Consider the following 23618-nt stretch of genomic DNA (forward strand, 5'->3'; position numbering starts at 1 on the left):
GTTGTTGTAACGCCATTGAATTATACCGTTGGGCAAACAGCTAACTTGCAGGCGACTGCTTTAACCGGCGCAACACTAAATTGGTATGGTACATCTGCAACTGGTGGTACTTCAACAGCAATCAAGCCTGTTCCTTCTACAGCAACTCCCGGAACAGAGAAATATTATGTGAGTCAAACAATAGGAACATGTGAAAGTCCTCGTTCAGAAATTGTAGTTAATGTTGCTGCCGTGTGTGCGACACCTGCGCCAGTTGTTGTAACGCCATTGAATTATACTGTTGGGCAAACAGCTAACTTGCAGGCGACTGCTTTGACTGGCGCAACACTAAATTGGTATGGTACATCTGCAACTGGTGGTACTTCAACAGCAATCAAGCCTGTTCCTTCTACGACAACTCCTGGAACGGTGAAATACTACGTGAGTCAAACAATAGGAACATGTGAAAGTCCTCGTTCAGAAATTGTAGTCAATGTTGCTGCCGTGTGTGCGACGCCTGCGCCAGTTGTTGTAACGCCATTGAATTATACTGTTGGTCAAACAGCTAACTTGCAAGCCACCGCTTTAGCCGGTGCAACACTAAATTGGTATGGTACATCTGCAACTGGTGGCACCTCGACTACAACTAAGCCTGTTCCTTCTACGACAATTCCTGGAACGGTGAAATACTACGTGAGTCAAACAATAGGAATATGTGAAAGTCCTCGTTCAGAAATTGTAGTCAATGTTACCGCTGCGTGTATACCACCCGCAGCTCCCACAGTGACATCTCCTGTTTCATATACGGTTGGACAGGTATCAATCTCTTTAACCGCCACGGGGACTGGAAATTTTATTTGGTACACTGTTGAAACTGGTGGTGTTGGCACAAAAACTGCTCCCAAGCCATCAACAGATAAAGTGGGCACAACCAGTTATTGGGTTTCACAATCAACAACTGCCACATCCTGTGAAAGCGCAAGGGCTAAAATTGATGTGGTAGTGAGCTGCCCGGCTATAGCGAAACCTACGGTTTCAACCATAACACCAGTATGTCAAAATCAAACAGTGGCTTCAAATATCCTTAGCGCAGCCGTTACTCCTAAAACAGACTTGCTGTGGTATCTTGATCCAACGGGTGGAGCAGGATCTGGAACTGTACCAACTGTTGTTACCACCACATCAGGGATAAAAAGTTATTACGTGAGCCAAAGAGTGAATGGATGCGAAAGTGAAAGAGCACCCTTAACACTAGAGGTTAAAGCGCTTCCTGCCGTACCGACTGTTACACCAGTCGCCTATTGTAAAGATGTTACCGGAGCTACTCCATTGGTAGCAACAGGTACTGGGTTGAAATGGTATACAGCTGCAACCGGTGGAGCTGCATTAACTCAGACACCAACACCGAGCACAACTACGGTTGGAACCATTCCTTATTACGTCAGCCAAACAACTACTTATACCGGAACAACGTTAACCTGCGAAGGACCTCGTGCCAAACTGGATGTTGTAACCAACCCACTTCCTGCCGCACCAGTAGCATTCTCTGACGCACTTTGCCAGGAAAAGGAAGATAAAACTTTCACATTTGGTGCGACGCCTACTGCTGGTAATAGCATCGTGTGGTATTCCGCTGCAACCGGAACTGGTGTTGCCTCTACAAGTCTAAACTTGAAGACCCCAGGAGAAACCACCATTTATGCCGTACAGAAAACAACTGCTACTGGTTGCGAAAGTCCGACAAGAGCTGTTTACAAAATGAGGGTAAAACCACTTCCCGCTGTTCCGGGTATCACCACACCGTTAATTGAGTATTGCCAGTTTTTGCCAGCGGCAGCACTTACTGCTGTACCACAGGCATCAGCTACGCTCAATTGGTATGGCACCAGTGCAACAGGAGGTAATGCATCTCCCACGGCGCCAATTCCATCAACTGCCGAAGGTGGCACTACATCATATTATGTAGGACAAACACTGGAAGGCTGTCTTGGAGACCGTGCCAAAATTGATGTCAAGATAAACACGACACCGAAGCCGGTAACCCAAACCTATCTTGCTTATTGCCAGGGAGTGGTTGCTCCAAGATTGGATGCTACCGGAACAGTGTTAAAATGGTATCGCCAGGCAACAGATACCGAATTCCAGGGCTTCCCTTACACACCTTTTACCGAAAAAGTGGAAGATTACTCATTCTGGGTAACCCAGACAGGAGCAAATAACTGCGAAAGTCCGAAGGAAGAAATCAAGATTCACATCAAAGCATTGCCTTCTGCAACGATTAGCGGGAGCAAGGAAGTAAGCCTGGGTGAGCAAGCAACAATAAGTCTGGCTTTCACAGGTGATGGTCCATGGAAATATATCTTGTCGAGCGGGGATACGGGAACAACATCGCAGTCGCCTGCTACGGTTAATGTAACTCCTACAACCACGACTACCTATTTCGTGACAGAGGTGTCAAACGAATGCGGAAAAGGTTCACCGATTGGAAGTGCTCAGATAACAGTGAAAGTACCAACAATCATCACCGGAAGTCCATCCGTGGCTGAGACATGTGCAGGAACATCTTTCACGGTTCCTTTCCAGCGTTCAGGCGATTTCCCTGCTGGCAATACCTTCAAGGTTCAGATAGCTCAGGTGAATGAAGATGCAGCGTTTTACAGTATCCCGTCCGTGCCTGGCCTTAATACCATTGTAGCTACTTTCCCGGATACAACCAAAGGAGGAAATTATTTTGTAAGGGTTGTGAATTCAGGATCTAATCCTGCATTCACCGCCAAAGGAAGTGTAAATACGGTTGGTATCGCAGCTATACCTCTACCTGTGGCAACTTTGACGGGTACACAAACTGTTTTGATAGGTTCACCCGCAACTTTGAAAGTTGAAATAACAGGCAAAGGGCCGTGGACTTTCACACTATCTGACGGTACCAAAGATTCGGTGATAACTGCCGCTGCGAGTCCGTATTCGTTCCTGGTAACACCAAAGGTAACATCAACGTATACCATCAAAACAGTTTCAAACACATGCGGAGTTGGCAGAGGTGCAGGTTCTGCCCGTGTGCAGGTGGATCCGATCCTGGGTGTTGAACCGCCTGTAACAGATTGGCTGAAAGTATATCCAACCATTACTAATGCGGAGTGTACGGTAGAGATTACGACAACCATTGCAAACAAAGATGCCAGAATTCAGATTTTGGATTTGAAAGGCAGACCTGTACATGAACAAAACATTCGCCAAAAGTCTACTCAGCTTGATTTCACAAAATACCCTGCGGGATTATATTTGATTCAGGTTCAAAACGGTAATCTTCGTTCGGTAAACAGAGTAATGAAGCCTTAAATTTTCGGTTATTCAAACTCTATACGAAATGGGATATTTGTTGCAAAGGCAATGGATATCCCATTTTTGCAAATTAGGTGTTAACATCTACGGTAAAATCGTCCAGCTAAATACTTAATGGGATACTTTGTTTCCCTGGCTTTTTCTTCAATTCTTTGTGCGAAACTTTTAACCAATGAACATCCAGGCAGACATTCTCGATAATTATTTTATGGCCGAAGCCATGCGTTTGGCTGAGATTGCCTACGAAGATGGTGAAATTCCTGTGGGGGCCATAGTAGTGATAGGAGAGCGTATTATAGGCAAAGGATACAATCAAACCGAAAAACTTCACGACGTAACAGCACACGCCGAAATGCTCGCCATTACGGCCGCATCTGATTATCTGGGTGCAAAATATCTTCAGGATTGCACCTTATACGTAACGCTCGAACCTTGTGTGATGTGTGGAGGAGCACTCTACTGGTCACAAATGAAACGGATCGTGATCGGTGCTTCGGACGAGAAACGTGGATTTTCGAGGTTTGGTACGGGAATTTTACATCCAAAAACAAAGGTGACAACAGGCGTTTTAGAATCGGAATCTAAGGAGATGCTTCTCAAATTTTTTAAGACATTAAGAACATAAACTTTTAATCTGCTGTTACCAAACTAGTATTAATACATTTAATAACCATAAACCTTATTTAAAATGGCATTTACACTGGATCCATTACCGTATGCAAACAATGCACTTGAACCACATTTCGATGCATTGACAATGGAAATACATCATGACCGTCACCACCAGGCATACGTTACCAACCTGAACGCAGCTGTTGCCGGCACAGAACTCGAGGGTAAAAGCATAGAGGAATTATTGTCGAATATCAGCAAAGCACCAGCTCCTGTTCGTAACAATGGCGGAGGACACTGGAACCATACTTTTTTCTGGAAATCACTTTCTGCTAATGGCGGTGGAGAACCAACAGGAGAATTGGCAAAGGCGATCGATGCTAAATTCGGTTCGTTTTCAGCTTTCAAAGATGAGTTCAAAAAAGCATCTATCGGCCGTTTCGGTTCGGGATGGGCTTGGCTTATCGCTACGGATGGTGGAGTTGCAATCACTTCTTCTCCAAATCAGGACAATCCTTTGATGGATGTTGCTGAGGTGAAGGGAACGCCAATCATCGGTTTGGATGTTTGGGAACACGCTTATTACCTGAAATACCAAAATAAACGCCCTGATTACATCGACGCGTACTGGAACGTAGTTGACTGGAAAGCAGCTGATGCTCTTTACGTTGCAGCGAAATAATCAGTCAAAAATATAGATAAGGTTTGAAGTTTGTAAAAAAAGTGAAAAATACGCTTGCAAGCTTCAAACCTTTTCCTACTTTTGTACTCCTAATTAGGATTGCCCGAATAGGGAAAAACGGAGGTTGTAGCTCAGTCGGTTAGAGCGCTAGATTGTGGTTCTAGAGGTCGCGGGTTCGAGACCCGTCTCCCTCCCATTTAGAAGTTTTTAAAATCAACAAAATGCCTGTAAATCAATGATTTATGGGCATTTTGCTTTTTTGGCAACCACCAAAATATGCAGAATTTCGGGATCAAATCAAAAACTTGTGGAGCGCGTTGTATTTTTCTAGGTTTGTATTTTAATCAAACTTACTATGTTTTGGAAAGCTTCTTGGATCAAGTCAAAAAATTGTGAAGCGCGTAGTAAAAACGACAGTGCTTTCTTGCCCATCATCCAGTTTCTGTTGCCCGAACTCATTCTTGAGAACTTTGAATTAATATCTATTGATCGTGAGGAAGGTATTTTTCAGGTTCATATTGAAGAAAAGAATGTTGCAGAAACAGATACCGAAAAGAAGAATCTTCTAAATAGAATTTCAGAATAAAGTTTGACTAGCCTGAAAAGGAAGAAAGAAATATCGCATGTTCCTCGGGATGCTGATCGAAATGCTTTGATTTTGGTATTAAAGCATTCAGCCAGGTTTCCATGTATATCAAAATAGCCTCCACAAAACGCAAGTCACAATTTCCATTCTACACCTGATATCAGTCATTTCACACCTGCTATTGGACTTTTGGTACCGCTTTTTTGTTTGAAGGATGCGTTTTTACGAGTTTTAAGGGCATTGCGCTTAAACTACGAAGCTGAGTTTAGTGAGTAACAAGCAGTTTTGTTATGCTCAAAAAACAACGCCTTTCTCAAACGGGCACAACCCATCCCAATTACTTACTGTTATGAAAACAATCTATTCCATTCAACTTCCCTCTTCAATCATAACGGATCGAATACCTGCACGGACGACGTTGCCACGTGGCTGCTTGTATCCGGTTGAGCATGCAGATGTGCAACATATGAAATGGTCAGAAGGTGAAATCATCAGGCAACGCTTCATAGCCTATGATTTTATGCTCGAACTTTTCGAAATCAACCTGCAAGAGGATGTAGTGATAAGAGTTGCATTCAAAAAGCCGTGTGTTATATTTTACTACGGTGTGATTGGAAGCATTGTTTGTGATGATATACAAAACAGCAGATCTTCAACCCTGGGCGCTGGTCAATACGGCGCAATCAACACGCCCGCCGGGAAATATCAAATGACAATTTCCAGAGGATGCAGCTGTGGATTCCTGTATATCTTTGATACAGGATACCTCGGTAATTTTTTAAATATGCACCCATCGGACTTTCTGAGCGGACGTCATTACAGAATTGGCTCTCCGGTTTGCCATACTTTTCCGTTTTTTACAATTGGCAGCGTTGGTCAGATATATCAGCAGCTGACAGCGGTTTACTCAGAGAGAAGATCAATGTCATTAAAAATGGCACTGCTCAATCTTCTTAAAGAGTATGGTGCACAGTTGACCAGACTTAAAAGCAAGCCATTGACAGAAGGATCCGAAAAGCTTTTGCCGGTAAAGCAATATCTTGATCACCAGGTCAAAAATGGTCCTTTACCCCATGCATCAGAAATAGCAATGCAGTTTCATATTCATCCTGACACGCTAAGCAGGTTATTTAAGGATAATTGTGGCGTTGGAGTAAAGAAGTATATCAATCAGATCAAGATGCAGCAGGCATTTGCGCTCTTAACTCGCGACAGGTTATCAATACTGACTGTGTCAGAAATGATGGGCTACAACAGTACATCAAGTTTCAGTACTCAATTCAGATCGTACTATGGTTTTCCGCCAGGCAAAGCGGGCGGAAAAAAATTGATCTGAGCAACGTAAAAAAACTACTCCTGGATTAACACCCTTTTCTCAAAAGTCGGAAAATCGAACAAAATCCGTCGGAAAACCGAACAAACAATCTCGAAGGAACTCACGAAATTTGTTCAGGTCATTGTTTTAGACCTATTAGACAATGGTTGGCAAGAACGATGCTTAGACAGAATTAAGTTGATCATCGCAATCCATTGTGATAAGCCAATTTGATTAGAGCACGTATATCAATATGCGTCACAAATTAATTCTTGATGCAATTTGTGATCAAAAGTTAAAACCTGCTTTTAAATAGAGCAAGCATCATTCGGCCGACTACGACAAAAGCAAATACCCCTGTCACACTTTACAGGGAGTAAAATTCTATTGCCCGCTTAAACCGCAACGCTATGAACATTTATTTATTCAGAACAAAAGGCATTACACAGGTTATTGCTTCCACATTGATCATCCTGTTTTTTTACACAGCATCAAGTAAGCTGCTTGATATTGATGAATTTCGTAGGCAGCTTATCAATCAGAGATTCCCAGATTGGTCTGTAGGTCCGTTGCTTTGGCTGATTCCCATTATGGAAATTCTGGTCAGTATTCTTTTGGTCGTGGGTGTCACCCGTAAGGCTGGTTTTTACGGCTCATTCATACTGATACTCCTATTTACCGGATACATGGGACTTGTAATTTTAAATGTCTTTGACAGGGTTCCATGCTCCTGCGGCGGTGTTATTTCCAGCATGGGGTTTAAAGCTCATTTCCTGTTCAATCTTTTTTTTCTAGGCCTATCAATTGTAGGTATATACATCTCTAAATATCAAAAGAAAGGAGGCCCGGTGGCAATCAAATGACTTATGACAAAGAGCCAGAGAGACGGTGCCAAGGGTAATTTCTTTCTGCCAGAGAGTATCTGCCTCTACTGAAAACGATGCAGGTGATCAACTATTTTTATTTTACTACAAAGCTTCAAAGAAGCACAAATGCGTTATGAAATCTATTTTTAAATTGAAGTATCTACCAGTATTTGCATTGGTACTCGGTGGCGGATTGGCTTTTGCAACCGCTACACCTTACACAAAAAAGGTCAATACCACCATATGGGTACGCACGGGGTCCTCGGCAAATCCTGAGGAAGATCAAACCTGGCGCGAAGGGGCCTTAGCCGAAGGATGTGAAGACGCGACTAAACTATGCAAGGGCGAATTCGCTGAAAACTACAATCCTAATGCGCACTCGGATTCAGAAAATCGTGTAAACAATCAAAGCGGTTCAACAATCCTGGGTTATGTTGAAGATTAACTAAATGTCAGGGGCGGCTGATTCCGCCCCTGACATTCAACGTGGATTTTGAAGTATGCCACTAAAGTTAATTTCAGTGTCAGGTATCGGAAATACGAACCGGTTATCATTAGCAGGCCGGATTACTTTACCATCAACATTTCGTTCTAAGTCAACAGCAAAACGCACATCCCGGTTTAACCTTCTGATATCAGACCACCTCAGTCCCCTTGCGACCAACTGCTTTCGCCTTTCCAGTAGAACAGTTTCCAATACTTGCCCGTCATTTACAACAAGCGGCTTGAAGGTGCCTGTTTTAAAACGGCTTGCCAAAAGTGTGTTCAGGTCTGAAACTGCAACACCGTAATTGCCCATTCTGGCATTACATTCAGCATGGATCAGGTATATCTCATCTGTCGCAAGTCCTCCAAACAACGTTGCCGATCCAAGATAACTACCCTTGAATCCCATAACTTCATTTCCCCGATCTCTAAAAAAACACGTTTTCCTCAAATCATCTGTATGAAAAGACCTGTACAGAGATGAGTCAACGCCGGTCAGGGTAGAGTTAAAAAATGACCTACCCACCAGCGACAAATGAAGAATAATCTCTGGATTTAAACCAGAGAACATAACCGGGAACGGCCTTGTCGCCTGCGGGTTCAGCGTATTGTAGTCCAGTAGCGTATTGTGCAAATCAAGACATCCCGATGCCATTTGGGCCGCCTTTTCATATTCTTCCATACTCAGATAAATCCGGGCTAAAAGCGCCCTGACTGCCGCCTGAGACGGCCTGTTAGTATAGGTGACCAGTCCAGGCAAAGAAGGCTCGGCTTCAATCAGATCATTGATAACCTGATCATAGGTTTGCTGGAGTGTTCCCCGACCAACAATTTCATTTACCTCACTTGTAAGCCGGACCGGAATTCCCGGCAATGAGCCGGCCAATGATTTTTCATACGGAGCGGCAAAAACCTGAGTTAAATTGTAAAGCGCCATTGCCCTGAAAAACAGGGCCGAAGATCTGAGGGTGTTCCACTGCTGCAAACTCCCGGCATCCGGAACAATTTTAGCCAGGGTTTCAAGGACGATATTGGAATAAAAGATGCAACGCCAGGGTTCATTCCAATCACTAACAGATAGGCCCTGGTAGATATTCTCTTCCCATAAATAAGAGTTTCGTTCGATTTCACTGAGTGCATCCAGGTTGGCAGCAGAATAGTAAAAATCGTCCGCTGCAATTACCTGTATGCCAGGAGCGGTATTCATACCATCCGGTACTGCGTCCAGTAATGCCTGGAGGTCATCCAGAGTGGTTGGTACAACCAACGCCTTATCCGGCTTTTTATCCAGAAATTCCTCTGAGCAGCCCAAGCAAAATAAAAGGCCTGACAGTGCAAGTAGTTTTATCAATATTTTCATCAGACAAACGATTTTGAAGTTAGAAATTGGCCTTTACACCCAAGGAGAAGGTTTTAGGTGTAAACGGCTCGGTAGTAAAATCAGGATCAATATCTCCACTGGCCTTTTTCCAGACAATTCCCAGATTGGCGGCATACGCATAGAACTGTACCGACTGGAATGGCAGACGCCTGATCACTGCTGCGGATAGATCATAACTCAGATGGACATCCTGAAAGCGAAGGTGATCCCCTTTTTCTACGAGTACCTTTGAGGATGCATAAAACTGGTCTCTGAGATAGTTGGGGGATGCTGGCAAGGACGGAACATGTGTTGACTTCTCATCACCGGGATTCTGCCATCTTTTAATAAAATCTCCATGTCCCCCTTCTCCGTTCAGGATGCTGTTGTAAGTCACAGAAGGCCTTCTGAACACATAACCTATGCGGTAACTAAGATTGACCGAAAGAGAAATCCCCTTGTAAGAGAAGGTGTTTCGCACTGAACCAAAAACTTTTGGACGTAGCGTACCATTGTAAACAAGCTGGTCCAGACTGGTCTGCGATCTGATTTCCGTATAATTCTGGCTTATTTCGCCATTCAGATAGCCCTGGGGATTGCCCGTAGCGGCATCGAGTCCCGCCCAATCGTAGCTAAAAACGGAGTACAATGGCTTTCCCTCTGTAGGAATGATTCCGCCACCAATCAGATACTCTCCGGCCACATCAGTGGGCTTCACCAGATATTTGGTCACTTTATCACTTGCCCAGCTAAGGAAATAGTCTGTGCCCCATTGAAAATCCCCGTTCAGGTTAACCCCGTGTAACACCAGATCGATACCTTTACCCTGGGTATTGGCCGTATTCCCTCTGAATGATGTAATACCTGTTTGTGGTGCAAATGTGCTGTTACTGATCAGATCAAGACCCTTCTTTGTGTAGAATTCAATGCTCCCGCTCAATCGGTTTGTAAAAGCTTTGAAGTCCAGGCCGGCATTAATCATCCGGGTCCTTTCCCAGCGAAGCTGCGGGTTGGGAGGATTAATCACCGAAGCATAAGGAAGGCCGGTGCCTGAAAGGTTGGAAGCGAAATACCTTGCCGTTGTGTAAGCAGAAATGCTTTTATCGATATTTCCATTGTATCCGAAAGTTCCTCTCAAATTCAGATAGGGCAGCCAGGGTAGACTGTAAAAATCTTCATGATGTACTTTCCAACTCAGGCCAGCGGAGTATAGTGGAACACCTTTTTGATTTGTTTTGACTCCGAACAGATTTGACTGATCCCGTCTTGCGCTTACAGATGCTGTGTACTTTCCATGGTGGGTGTAAGCCACATTTGCAAAATAAGACACGAACCGGTCTGTCAGCTCAGTGATTGATCCTGAATAGGGAATGCGGTTGTTGGTGGAAGCCGGATTTACAAACGATTTGAAGTTGGCAAGATGATCTACCACTACACTTGTTCCCAGCTCATCATCGTAGCCATAAAATCTGCTGGAATGGCTGCTGGTACGTAGTTGGCTAACCTCTGCTCCAACCAAGGCCGTCAGACTGCTTTCGCGTCCCCAATCTTTATCATAGCTCACCTTAGCTCGTAGATTATGACTACTGACACTCTGATCGGACAGACTCAAAACATCGCCCACTGGTACAGGGCGCGTTAGTGAGCCATTGGTATTAAGTATGGTAAAACGGTTGACCAGATCTCGGACATACCAGCTGTCTTTTCCTTGCCGTGTGCTTCTGTCTGTTTTGGTACTGCCGTACTGATAGAGCACCTCACCAGTAAGATTGTGATTAAATGTATACTTTAAGCTATTGTTAAGCCGAAGTATCATCGAGCTTGCTTTGTTATCCGAAAGGCCGATTTCATCTAGGGGCACATAGCGCCAATCCAAAAGGCCCTTCTGGCCGGCCTGGTCTATGAAGTTATCACGGTACATATGCGGAATAGCAAGCCCATTTCCGTTTGCATCAACCAAACTGGCGTAGGGATACAGTGGTTTTCCTGTGTAGGTAAAAAGATCTGTCTGCTCAATGGAATTCCGGGCTTCCCTGGTACCAGTGTAATAAACCCCACTTGTCAAAAGGAGCTTTTGACGGAATGCGCTGTAGGTGTGATTGACGTTAAGCGTAAACCTGTCCCTGGAATTACCTACCTGATTTGCCAGCCCTTTATCCAGACCAGCCGATACAAAGTAACGGTGTGAAAATGTACCCCCGTTTAAACTCAATGAATACTGCTGATTGAGATTTTTTCGGTATAAGTATTCATTCATATCGTAACGAACATCCTTTTGACGATAACCGTCTATTTGCGCCAGCACCTGCGAATCTGTAAGCTTCCCGTCCCGTTTTGCAATTAAAAGCTCCACTACCGGGGTAAGGGCTATTTTGTTATCGTGGTTCTCCTGGCTTTGATAGTATCCTTTTTCAAACAAACTTACTTCCATATCGATGTAATCCGATGTGGACATCTTGGGAAGATAAAACAGGTCCGGTCTTTGTCCGGTGGTAATGTTTGAATTGAAGGATATATTTAGTTTCTGGTTTAACCTCCCCTGTTTAGAAGTAATCACAATGACGCCGTTGCCCGACCTTGCACCCCAAATGGAAGCCGCGGCGGCATCTTTAAGAATGGTGACACTCTCCACATCATTGGGATTAATGGAGGCAAGATCGCCATAGAATGGAAAGTTGTCCAACACTACCAGAGGGTCTTCCCTGGCGAAGAGCGTGTTGATCCCCCTGATGCTGATCGCACTTTGCGCACCCGGCTTTGTCACACCCGCGCGGTTAAAAATCAACCCTGGAGTAACATCGGCCAGTCTGCTGATAATATCCGGGCTCACTGTCCTGTTTAACAGTTTATTATCTATCTGTACAAAGGAACCCGTTGACCTCTCGCGGGTCATTTGCTGGAACCCGTCAGAGAGTATGACAACCTCTTGCAAGTGATTAGGATCTGCTTCCAGCTCAAAAGTTACCGCAGCTAAAAAATCAGCCGGAACCGACATTTGTTTTTTGGAATACCCGATAAAAGAAGCAACCAAAACGGTTGGTTTTCCCGAAGGTATGGTTATGCTGAAAAGTCCGGCAGAATCCGTTACGGTTCCTTTTGATTCATGGCTTATAACCACAGATGCGCCTACAAGTGGCGCTTTCTCACTAAGGCTCACCACCTTTCCCTGGATGGTGCGGTTCTGTGCGGATGCCGGCCTGAAAAACCAGCATACACATATTAGAATAAGTATAAAGGTTCTCATTGTCCTTTGGTTGAATGTAACCATTACTGCTTTTTAGAATCCTCGCTGTCCTGAATAATCAGTACGTCCTGCTCGTGCTCTGTCTTTATAAATTCAAGACCGTAAGGCAAAAGCGCCTCGTTAAGCTCCTTGATATCCGAAACTCCGGCTGATACATCCAGATCTATCGGGCCTTTCAGCCCTGTCTGATCCACAAAGGGTAATTTATAATTCTGAGTTTTATTGAGCCGGTCAATCAATGCGCCTGCACTTACGTTGCGCACTTTCCATTCCAATGGACTCAGAGATATTTCTGGTTTACCACCGGCGCTGTGCAGATTTTGCTTTCCGATACGTTTGAGCGCAAGACATTGTCTTTTTCTTTTTTCCATGAAAGCAGAATACTCAGGAAAAAAGTCACGAAGATCCTGCTGCATAATCTCATTGGCCTGACGCTGAAAATGGGCAGGGACAATCACTTCATAACAAAAGCCGTTGTCATCTTGAAGCCAATCCAGATAGCTGTTGCCATGCAGCGAAGAGGTCAATTTTGAATCATCTTTTACTTCGATGGATACATTCCCTTCTTCCAGCCATCCGCCGGGCCTGCCGTAGGCCAACCGGTAAAACCATAACCGGGTACAGTTGGTCATGGTAATCCTGCGTCCGGTCAGCGAATCAATCTTCCATGAGAATCCTCCCTTCAGACCTTTTGTATAAGCCGTCAGTACAGAATGGTATAACAGATTGCTTCCATCCCCTCCGTTACCATTGGCTAAAAGGGGTGTTTGATTCGAATATGGGATGCGTTTCTCGTCCTTTTTCTGCGGCAAAGCTATTTGCTCCTGTTGAAGCATGGAAGTAATCTTTTTAGCGCTAACCTGATCGAAATTTGTGATCGCCTTGATCACACCATCTGGCCCTATCCATACATAATGCGGCAGGGCATTATGATAGAAAGTCTTTCTTAACAAGGTATCTCCGACCACTTCCGGTAATGCTATACGTTTACCTTTCCGTTTGGTATATTTTTCAAAAAATGTACTGACTTCCTTTTCACTTTGATAGGTTACAGACAAAAACTGCACTCTGCCCTCGAACTGTTTCTGGAGAGAATCCATCTTGGGAATCATCGCCACACATGGGCTACACCAGGTTGCCCAAAAGTCAAGGATCAGAAGCTTTCCCTTAAAATCCGACAATTTGGCCGTTGGCGTCTTGTAGTGCAGGATATTTTCAATTGTAACATCGGGAACCGTATCACCGATTTGCAACGGTTTGAGATCTGCAAGACTCTGGGCACGCACTGGTTTCCAGCACATCATCAGTAGATAGGAAACTAAAAGATAGAATAAATAGGGCAACAGCTTGCCCGGGGAGCAAAAACGTGAGTTCATTGCAACAATATTTTGGGAGTGAAACGAAAATTGAAATACAGAGGGGGCAAGACAAGGAAGCACAAGTCCCAAGTCGGCTCTATAAAGCGGCAGAGTTAAAATTCTTAGGACTATCCCGAAGCAATTGTATCATTCAGGATTCCGAATGATCAACTGGAAAATTAAGTTAAGATAACGATTCATTAGACCTATTGATTATTTGAATAATCTCAATCAATCTAATGGCGAGTGAAATAAAAAAAGGCACAGGCCTCTACTCGCCATCCGCACCTGCCGGGATTGGAATATAGCAAGTGAGCATCCTGCGCCTTTTTCATTTATACAAATATACAAATGAGGACGCAGGGCTTCACTCGTCGTTTCTGGATTCCGTAAACTTGGCAGGTGCGGTCAGAAACAATCTTGAAAGCCATAAATAAGGCTACAATTCTTACAAAATGTAACTATCGAATAGTAAAAGCATAAAACGTTATTTATCAGTATTATAGAATAGTCTTATACAATAGTATTACAAGTCAAAGATAAACCTTAATTCACAAATAGACAAATATAAAGATACAAAAGACAACTAATAACATACTTTGATATAAAAATTTAGCCGCTGCGAAGTAGAATATTTGCTTATGGCAAAACAGATTGGACAATTGGTGAAGAGTGTTGCCGAAGGTCAGGGGCTTTCGCAACAGACCTTAGGTGAAAAAATCAATAAAACTAAACAAGGTATTGCGAGTATCTATAAGCGGGTTACAATTGATACCACCCTTTTAAAGGAGATATCGATAGCACTTGACTATGACTTCTTTGTGCACTTGTATGATGATCCAGACCTAAGGAAGTTCAAGGAGGCCGAATATTCAATATGGAAAAATAAAATTGATGTACTCGTTGATAAACTTGACCTTTACATGAAACTAACCGACTCTCAGGAAGAAGCATTAGTTATTCAAAGAAAATTGATAGCCCAACTTGAAGAAAAAATCCAGCGATATGAAGACAAAAATGTGTAAGTGTACTGACCCTAATTAAAAAAGATAGTGAATGTCTTTTAATTTTTTTGAACTATCTCTGAAATCTGATTCAGTTTCCAAAATTTTCAGTAGAACCATACAGAATAAATTGGTCATATAGGCGGACATTGCTTTAGCAAAGAAAGTTTTGTAACTTGTTGCTCAAATGAGTTGTATAGCTAATTACTTGCTCAGAACAGGCTGTGATGAATACTTTCTCAACCGAACTAATTTCAACTAATACAACTGAACAGATCGTATACTATTCTACCAACCCCATTCACTTTCCGCCCTATATGCTTCCCGGACTAGCCTGACCAACCTTCATGTTTTCTGAAGGTCTCTAACAGTATTGCCTTGATATCAGATTCGGCTAAGTTTTCCTTTTAAGAGAACAACTTTTTCTGCATGCTCTTTGGCAACCACGGTGAGTTCATGGCGTTTGTTATCAGTTTTATTTACTGGGTATAGTCCACCAAAAAAGCTTGGCCTTTCTTTATTTGAACGCCGGTATTTTTAATCTTAGCAATCGTTTTTCCAGCATTATCGCCTCTGCCTTCCAACGCTGCTAATATATCTTCTCTTAAATGAGGTGCCTTCCTGTAAGGTATTTTATCACAACATTGTGATAACTGGTTTTTAGTATATTACGTGCAATGGTCATTGTGGCTTTTTCTTTCCCCTCCTGAGAACGAGCACATCATATTTGAGTGACAAACGGGTGTTAATGGTATGCCCATGCTGCTTTAATCAGAGTAGCTTTCAGGTTTATATTGCCGTGGGTAACACGCGATGACCTGACTTTTCCGGCACTTTCGTTATTACCCGGACATACCCCAGCCCAGGAAGCAAGGTGTTTATCAGAACAAGACTGAGACATATCTATTCCGATTTCGGCAATAATGCTAGTAGTGGACTGTCTTGCGACTCCGGTATAGTTTGCAGAAGTTTATTTGCTGCTGCATATCCTGTATGTATAGCCCAATCTGATTTTCGACTTGCTTAATGAGGTTGCTTAAAGAGTCTATTGTCTGGGTGATCAGGGCAAGCATGAAACGGTGCCGTTCTGTAAAACGACCATGAAGTGCCCTTTGTAATCTATCCTTTTTGTTTACCAGTGATCCTTTTGCCTGGTTGGTTAAAAATAACCGGATCGCTTACGCCATCCAGCAGTAGCTGCATAATTCCGGATTACGCATTAGCTCATGATCCGAAACAAAATTTTGCATCACTGGTATTCAGTTCTTGTTCGATAGGCCCGGGCCTGCGTGGCCTGGTGCCATTACAGCGAATTCATGCCAATTTTGCAAAATGGTATTTCGTCCAAATCCTATTGCGGAATACGGGCTAAAAGGAATGCGGTTCCCATTGGCAAAAACAGCAACGTAATAGGATGCAGCAACCACGATTAATCAAACGTATAGTATTTAGGGTTGGCAACCCATATAGAATTCGACACCAGTATCTATTTGTTTCGCCATCTCCCTAGCCGTAGCCCCATAAGCTCCCCCGTAGCTTTCCTACCTTTCTGGCCTGTACATTGCTAAGAACCAATAATAATTCCAGCTACAATCGAACCCTTCCATTCAGCAGAGGTAGAGGCGAATCCTTCTACATAGCTCTGCCTTCGAATGTAGGATAAGAAAAGAGGATGGGCTCATTCCATACTTCTGCAACCATTCTCACCATTAAGGTCAAGCGGCAATTCCTGACCCGAGTTTAGTGTATCCGCTTTGATACCTTGGCGGATAGTAATTTTTCATGAGGGCAGCGTATCTAATATCCAGATCCATTCAAATACGGTGCTCATCGGACGGATACATTTTAGCTTCAGAACGCAACATCGCCGTCGCATTTGAAGTTTGCAATATTATTTTGAACCGACAGCTACTCGCCCAAATAAAATTACCTTCCCCCCCTTAACTCTAAAACTGATATAAGTTGGCACCCAAAACATTGCTTAAAATGCGAGAAAGACAATATTTTACCCCTAAAAAGACAATTTTATCTACTGTTACAATAATTTAAAATCGGTTACTTTGCACCATTATTTTTAATTTAAATTAGAATAATCATAGTGCGATGCTATTAGCATTACTATTCTAAAACAATCCTCAAACTTAAACAACCTCTATTAGTTATTAAGAACCTCCTTGTTCGGTAGTTCGCTTCCAATTATTCTTGGGGATTCGCTCGGATAATTGGAAGTTCGTAATCAATTTCCCGGAACATTTATTTTCTTCCTTGCATTCCGGAAGTTGGACTGAATTTAAAGTTAGACCGGCTGCGGCCGCCGCCAAAAGATTAGAACAAAATTGACAGGGAATCGATCACCTTTGTGCTCATCTTTTATCAAACAAATCAACATTTTTTATCAAACAATTAAACAACTTTTATTAAACAACACTTTCACAACAAATCAAAAAAAGTATTTTTTAACCATAATCAATTATACACAACTAAAAAGAATAGACATGAAGCAAAATTCTACAGGAAAGCTCTGGCATTTCCTACTGGCGGGTTTACTCTTTGCCGGAGCACCCGGAGTCAGGGCTCAGTGCCCGGCCGGCTGCAACAGCAATTACGGACTCAACTCCGACAATAACGCTGCTACTATTGAGTACGATAATATCATTGCTGGTGATAACAAAAACATAGCAAAAGAGTCAGATGGTACTTTTAAAGCATGGGGATTCAGCATAGCGCCCAATGGTTCCTCCAATCAACTCAGCCCTTTAGTAATTAATAGTACTAACTTTCCCGGTCTGCAAGGCACAGTCTTAAAAGCAGCTATCGGGAAATCCCAGGCTGTGGTACTAACGACAGAGGGTTTATATGCCTGGTCTGCTACAAATTCAATGCTATCTACCACTGTGAAGTCAACTGCTGCTATGGGACCAGTGACCATAGTCGGGAGCAATGCTTATCGCTTGCCACAAGGGGTAGAGCCGGCTAATGTCAAAAGTTTATTTGGCACTGGCAAAACATTGGCATTACTGACCTGTAGCGGAGAGCTATGGGTATTGACCCAAAATGCTCCCGAAGCAGGAGCTGGTTTGTCGGCAGTAAATCATATCTGGAACCGGGTAACTACTGGAGAGCCGGGCAATCCTACCTTGGACAATGTGGTTGCCATTAGGGGGTCTAATTACAATCTTATTGCCTTACGTGCTGATGGTACACTATGGACCTGGGGTGCTTATAGCTACTTAGGAGATGGTACCGCCTTTACATCCAGAAATAGGGCAACTCAAATGACCTTGCCTAATCCTGGTGGCACTATTAAAATGATAGGAATGACAGGCAATACTTATGCTTCTTATTATGTATTATATACAGATGGCAACCTGTATGCTATGGGATATAATGACGTTAGGCAAATGGGAGACTGGACGGTCACTGCAAGAACAACCTGGGTACAGCCCAGATATAATTCTGCATCAGGACCTGTAATGAATAATATCCACTGGATTTCCCCTAATGAACATTCTGATGGTTTGAGAGGGATCAATGTGCTTACAACTGCAGGGCAGGTATATAACTGGGGAGTCAATTACCAGAATAAGCTTCGCTCAACTAATTCTACCATCTACGGGAATGTAGGGATAGATCCAGGAAGTCCTAATACAGACAGGATGCTCGCAATAGAATCAGGAGATACACATACTATCGTTATCAAAGCTTGTACACAAAACTTTGGCTTTGCTGGTAATCAATATTATGGCAATATGGGTGACGGCTCTGGCACTTACAATGTACCAAAAGTTCCTTACACCTACAGTACAGCTCCTGTCAATATTTGTGGCGCCAATGCCATGACTACCACAGGCGCTCCGGTGTTCAATGCGGGGTTGCCCACCAGCAGATGCCAGAGTACAGGTACAGCTACGGAAACATATACTGCTACGGCTAGCGGAGGTACTGTTTCTTACAGCTTATCTCCCGCAGCCGCAGGTAGTATCAATACCTCTACTGCCGCTGTTACCTATAACGCAGGCTGGGCGGGTACTGCAGTAATTACAGCAACTGCCGCAGGTGGTTGTGGTACGCCGGAGACAGCTACACATACTGTAATAGTTAGTCCTACCGTAGGGACACCTGTATTTGCTGCCGGGGCAACTGCCGAGCGGTGTGGTGGTGCCGTTACTACTACATACGCTGCCACAGCAGCCGCTGCCGATAGCTATACTTACTCAATTAATAATGTGGGCACTGGTACGCAGCCTACTGTTGATGCAGCCACAGGAGCAGTAAGCTTTGCGGCAAATTGGGTGGGACAAAGTACCATTACCGTGCAGGCAACGGGTTGTGGCAGTACCACTACCAGCAGTATGGTGGTTACCACAAAATCTGTTATTGCCAATGATGATAGCTACCCGGTAGTAATTGGTCTTCCTTATGCCTTTAATGTACTGACCAACGATGCCTGTAATTATGATGCAAGCACTGTTACCATTACACAGCAGCCATCTCAGGGTTTGTTACAACAGGGTGCCAACGGTGCTTTTACTTTTACGGCCCTGGGCACCTATACCGGCCCATTGAGTTTTCAATACCAGGTTTGTAATCCGGGCAGTACTGTCTGTGAAACTGCCACCGTCACATTCGACGTAACATCTGCGGGAAATGCCGACCCATGCGGAACAGCCAATGCGGATAAATTGTTTTACCTGCCATTCCCTGAAAATACTACACAGCTACTGGCGTCGTTAAGAAGCGCAGGAAATAGCACTACAAACAATGTAGCAAATATGCGCACCGCTGTGTCCTTATCCATTCCTTATCCGTCCACCATTGTTGTGTACGACCATTGGGAAGATGGGTATGAGGCAGATATTAACACCCCGACACAAGGCACCACCCAAATTTGGGGCGATGGCATACTGAGCAATGGCGTGGCACCTGGTACCACCAATGATTTAATCCCGCCTGGTTTTACCATAACTATGGATAATACTTTTGCATACACCCGCCCTACCTCTACCGTGGTGTACGACGGTAAAGACAAAATATATACCTCTAACGAAGTAGCCATTACCAAATTTTCGGGTTCAACAAGTACCTATGCGCTACAAAGTGTAAAAACCAATGTGGTAGATGTCAGCAAATTCGGGAATTTGTATGTATTGCCTTTTGGTGAGGATGTGCCTACTAAATTTAGTATGAGTACCGTAGTGTTTAAATATACCGGTCTGTTTATTCGTGCCATCGAAAATGGTACTGTCGTTACGATTTCTATTCCCGCTTCAGGAGCTCTTCCCGCTCACGTAGCAACTTCGCCTACGCTAAACGAGGGTGAAGTATGGTATTATGCTGGCACGGCGAGCCCGACGGGTAGTGATCCAACTGATGTTAATAAAGCTATAGACCTTAAAGCTGGTACCGTTGTAAGCAGTACCAAAAAGTTTGGTGTGGATGCGGTATTTGGCGGTATTGATGGTTTTGGCACCCGTAACATCCCGTTGTACCCTGCAGAGTTTTTTGGCAGTGAATACTTTACACCGGTTTATTCAACGAGTGCCAACAATGATGTGTATGCTTATTTTGTAAACCCTAATGCGAACCCCATTACCATAAACTGGAACCGGGGTAACGGCTCCACCGGTTCTTTCATTGTAGCTGGCGGAGGTGCAATTAGCCGCCATCAGCTCAATGCGGCTACAGGTACACGTTATACCAGTGCGGGAGGGGAACCTTTTCAGGGTGTGGTTATTGTAGATGATAATGCATCAAGTTCTTCAATGTATGACTGGGCCTATACTTTATTACCTATTAACCGCTTAACCAGTTTTGCTAAGTTAGGTTTTGCACCGGGGAATGATGGTAGTACTGATAATACCAATCCAGTTTGGGTAACTACCAAAGAGGCAACCATTGTATATGTAAAGAATGATGGCAATATCACCACTGGTACTACGGCGTCACCATGTGGAGCCTATTTCGATACCTCTTATACCCTGGGTGCTTTGCAGGCACAAAAAATTAGAATAGGTGACGACAATTCCGGTGCGGCATTTTTTAACTGTGATGGTGTACCTATGAGTGTGGCATGGGGGGAAGAACCGGAAACAACTACACCGCAGTCTGCGCCAGGCTTAGATGTGGGCTATACGGTGGATGGTCTTTGCTTCAAACAATTGGTATTTGCTGTAGATGACTATGATACTACCGGTATCGGAACGCCAGTAACTGTGAATGTGGCTCAAAACGATGCCGGGTTCTTGACTGGGGTGGATCCTGCTTCGGTATCAACAGACTTTTTACTACAGCCTGCCAATGGTACGATTGTAGTAAATCCTAATGGCACGATTACCTATACACCAAACTTTGGTTTTACTGGTGACGATACGTTTGAGTACCGTATTTGCGCTAATGCACCACAGGGCGGCGCTTGCGATGTAGCTACCGTGTATATACATGTGGGTTGTGGCTTTGCCGCGGATGCCAATATTATATCCGGAATGATTTACAATGATCTCAATAGTAGTTTAGCAGCAGATAACGGTGATTCGCCAAAGGCCGGTACGGTAGTGAATATTTATAAGGACGCAGGTGTTATAGGTACTTTCGAGCCAGGTATAGACATTTTGGAGAGCTCAGCTACCAGCGATGCGGATGGTAAATACAGCACATCGGTTACAACTTTGAAGAATGTAAAAGATGAGTTTACCACCAATGCAGTTAATAACAGTAATGGAAGCGAGAACTGGGCAGGAAATTGGACTGTTGTTACAGGATCAGCTTCCCTGACCAACTCAGCAAGCCTTGTAAATTTGGCAACCGGAGCTTTGCAGGTAGGTATAGACAATTCAGGTACACAAAATGGTGCCTACCGCGTGGTGAATTTAACTGGCAAAACAAAAGCTGTGTTGGCCTACGATTGGGTTAAAAGTGCATTTACCAACGATGCAAACGATTGGGTAGAAGTGCAGGTATCTGCAAATGGATCAGCACCATGGACATCTTTGCATAGATTTACTGGCTTGCCAGCCCTTACAGGAAGCCATAGCTTTGTTATTCCGGCTGCCTTAATGTCTGCAACTACAACGATCCGTTTTGTAGAACCAAATAACACATCTACTGGTACTCTTACCAGAAATGTAAGGTTTGATAATATAGAGGTGAAGACTTTTATCGCAGCGAATTATATTGTGAAGCCAGCCAGTGCTACACCGGTATCAAATCCTACCCAGCATACTGTAAGCTTCACTGGTTCGGCGCAGAGCGATTGTGATAATAATTTTGGATATGCTGCGGTTAATATTGCTGGTCATGTGTTTAACGATGCCGATGGCGACGTGGTAACAGATGGTGGAGAAAAACCAGTGAGCGGAAACAACACGAACAATGGCGGCACTTCGGTGGTGACCGGAGGCAACCTTTATGCCAATCTGGTAGATGGAAATGGACAGGTATTACAATCCGTTCAGGTAAATGCAGATGGAAGTTATGCGTTTGCTCCTGTAGAAGGTAACCTGCCTTACAAAGTCGTTCTTACGACAACAACCCAGGCAGTCAATACAGTTCTGACAACCGGAAGCGGTCCTTCGGGATGGTTGGCAACAGGAACAAGCCTGGATGGAACTCCAACTGTGGGTAATACCAGCTACGTGATAGACCTTGGTACTGTTACGGCGAATGTTGATGATGCAGATTATGGTATACAAAGACCACCAGTAGCAGATCCAAAAACCTACGAGGTTAACAACTCTGCATTCAGCAGCACACCACCCGCGGGAGGTTACCCTACTGTAACAGGTTATCAATCGATTCCAGCGTCATCATCGGCTCTTACTGGGAATAATTATCCAACACTCGGTTCACTTTCAGGCTCAGATCCTGAGGATTGTGCAATGGATGGAAGTTGCAATACCCAAGGTTCAACAACTTTCGAAATCGTAGCCATCAACAGCAATACTAAGGTGTATTATGATTTTGGCGCTGGTCCGGTGGAAATTTTACCAACTCCGGGCAATCCGATATCCATACCTGACTTCGATGTAACGAAACTGGTGATATATGGTGAAAACGGAGGCGGAACAACAGCTGAACCATTTGGCTTTACTTACGCTATTACCGACAACGCAGGAGTTACAAGCCCTGCTGTGCCTTATACGATTACAACGTCTTCACCGCTACCAGTAACGCTGATTAGCTTTGACGCAAAACGTGAAGGATCTACGGTTAATCTAAAATGGGCAACTACGAGCGAGCAGAACAGTAAAGGTTTTGAGATCCAGCGCAGTGCTGACGCCAGGAACTGGAAAGATCTGGGTTTTGTGGCTGTGAAATCTGAGAATGGAAACAGCACAAATACGATTAATTACGGTTTCACAGATAATGCCCCATTAACTGGAACAAGTTATTATCGTCTGAAAATGGTGGATCTGGATGGCAGCTTCGGATATAGTAATATACGTAGTGTGGATATGGAAGGAGGAATGGCGGAAGTTACCCTGTTCCCAAATCCGGCATCATCACAATTGTTACTGAAAGATCTCAACACATCGCTTGCTGTTTCAGTAACCGTAATCAACGCGGCGGGTGTAGAGGTTTACACCAGCACGTCGAACTTCCAGTCCGTAGATGTGTCACGTATGCCTGAGGGACTTTATGTTCTTGTTGTCAAACAAACAGGAGGAAGCCAGACAGTACGGAAGTTTGTAGTGAAGAAGTAGTAATTAAGTTTATTAACTAATACGAACAGCAGAAGCCCGCCTGGGTTTCTGCTGTTTTTTGTGTGTTAGGGTGAGTAAGTGGACA

General features: G+C 43.9%; 13 protein-coding genes and 1 tRNA gene. 10 read left to right on the plus strand and 4 right to left on the minus strand.

What is annotated here, in order from left to right:
• The 8 genes from LZG71_RS29325 to LZG71_RS29365 form a co-directional block, all read left to right on the plus strand.
• Positions 1 to 3318: T9SS type A sorting domain-containing protein (locus tag LZG71_RS29325; RefSeq protein ID WP_233826681.1), on the plus strand; the 3318-nt coding region annotated here is incomplete at its 5' end.
• A gap of 175 nt (positions 3319 to 3493) precedes the next feature.
• On the plus strand, positions 3494 to 3946 hold the full coding sequence (locus tag LZG71_RS29330; protein ID WP_233826683.1) for a nucleoside deaminase: 453 nt from the start codon (positions 3494 to 3496) through the stop codon (positions 3944 to 3946).
• 63 nt (positions 3947 to 4009) lie between these two features.
• On the plus strand, positions 4010 to 4615 hold the full coding sequence (locus tag LZG71_RS29335; protein WP_233826685.1) for a superoxide dismutase: 606 nt from the start codon (positions 4010 to 4012) through the stop codon (positions 4613 to 4615).
• Between the two features lie 119 nt (positions 4616 to 4734).
• Positions 4735 to 4810 (plus strand) — tRNA-His (locus LZG71_RS29340).
• 160 nt (positions 4811 to 4970) lie between these two features.
• The gene (locus LZG71_RS29345) at positions 4971 to 5201 is read left to right on the plus strand and encodes a hypothetical protein (RefSeq protein ID WP_233826687.1); all 231 of its coding nucleotides are present in this window, start codon (positions 4971 to 4973) and stop codon (positions 5199 to 5201) included.
• A gap of 349 nt (positions 5202 to 5550) precedes the next feature.
• Positions 5551 to 6537, plus strand: a complete 987-nt coding sequence (locus tag LZG71_RS29355) for an AraC family transcriptional regulator (protein ID WP_233826689.1) — start codon at positions 5551 to 5553, stop codon at positions 6535 to 6537.
• A 389-nt stretch (positions 6538 to 6926) separates the two neighbouring features.
• Entirely contained in the window at positions 6927 to 7379 is a 453-nt protein-coding gene (locus tag LZG71_RS29360) for a MauE/DoxX family redox-associated membrane protein (protein ID WP_233826691.1), read from the plus strand.
• A 136-nt stretch (positions 7380 to 7515) separates the two neighbouring features.
• The gene (locus tag LZG71_RS29365; RefSeq protein WP_255713291.1) at positions 7516 to 7827 is read left to right on the plus strand and encodes a DUF6520 family protein; all 312 of its coding nucleotides are present in this window, start codon (positions 7516 to 7518) and stop codon (positions 7825 to 7827) included.
• Between the two features lie 36 nt (positions 7828 to 7863).
• Here the strand turns inward: LZG71_RS29365 and LZG71_RS29370 are convergent, their stop codons facing one another.
• The 3 genes from LZG71_RS29370 to LZG71_RS29380 are packed head-to-tail and all read right to left on the minus strand — an operon-like array spanning position 7864 to position 13848.
• Complete coding sequence (locus LZG71_RS29370) at positions 7864 to 9228, minus strand: RagB/SusD family nutrient uptake outer membrane protein (RefSeq protein ID WP_233826693.1); 1365 nt, start codon at positions 9226 to 9228, stop codon at positions 7864 to 7866.
• A 19-nt stretch (positions 9229 to 9247) separates the two neighbouring features.
• Positions 9248 to 12472, minus strand: coding sequence for a SusC/RagA family TonB-linked outer membrane protein (locus tag LZG71_RS29375; protein WP_233826694.1), 3225 nt, complete (start codon positions 12470 to 12472; stop codon positions 9248 to 9250).
• 23 nt (positions 12473 to 12495) lie between these two features.
• Positions 12496 to 13848: a TlpA family protein disulfide reductase gene (locus LZG71_RS29380; RefSeq protein ID WP_233826696.1), complete on the minus strand. Its 1353-nt coding sequence runs from the start codon at positions 13846 to 13848 to the stop codon at positions 12496 to 12498.
• A gap of 623 nt (positions 13849 to 14471) precedes the next feature.
• On the opposite strand from LZG71_RS29380, the gene LZG71_RS29385 reads away from it, so the two are divergent.
• Positions 14472 to 14855: a hypothetical protein gene (locus tag LZG71_RS29385; protein ID WP_233826698.1), complete on the plus strand. Its 384-nt coding sequence runs from the start codon at positions 14472 to 14474 to the stop codon at positions 14853 to 14855.
• Positions 14856 to 15579: 724 nt separating this feature from the next.
• Here the strand turns inward: LZG71_RS29385 and LZG71_RS30530 are convergent.
• Positions 15580 to 15735 carry a transposase gene (locus LZG71_RS30530; protein WP_409013696.1) on the minus strand — a complete coding sequence of 52 codons (156 nt, stop codon included), beginning with the start codon at positions 15733 to 15735 and terminating at the stop codon, positions 15580 to 15582.
• Positions 15736 to 17329: 1594 nt separating this feature from the next.
• Between LZG71_RS30530 and LZG71_RS29395 the strand changes: the two genes are divergently transcribed.
• Positions 17330 to 23533, plus strand: a complete 6204-nt coding sequence (locus LZG71_RS29395) for an Ig-like domain-containing protein (RefSeq protein ID WP_233826700.1) — start codon at positions 17330 to 17332, stop codon at positions 23531 to 23533.
• Positions 23534 to 23618: the final 85 nt, after the last annotated feature.

The sequence above is a fragment of the Dyadobacter sp. CY312 genome (assembly GCF_021390535.1).
GTDB lineage: Bacteria > Bacteroidota > Bacteroidia > Cytophagales > Spirosomataceae > Dyadobacter.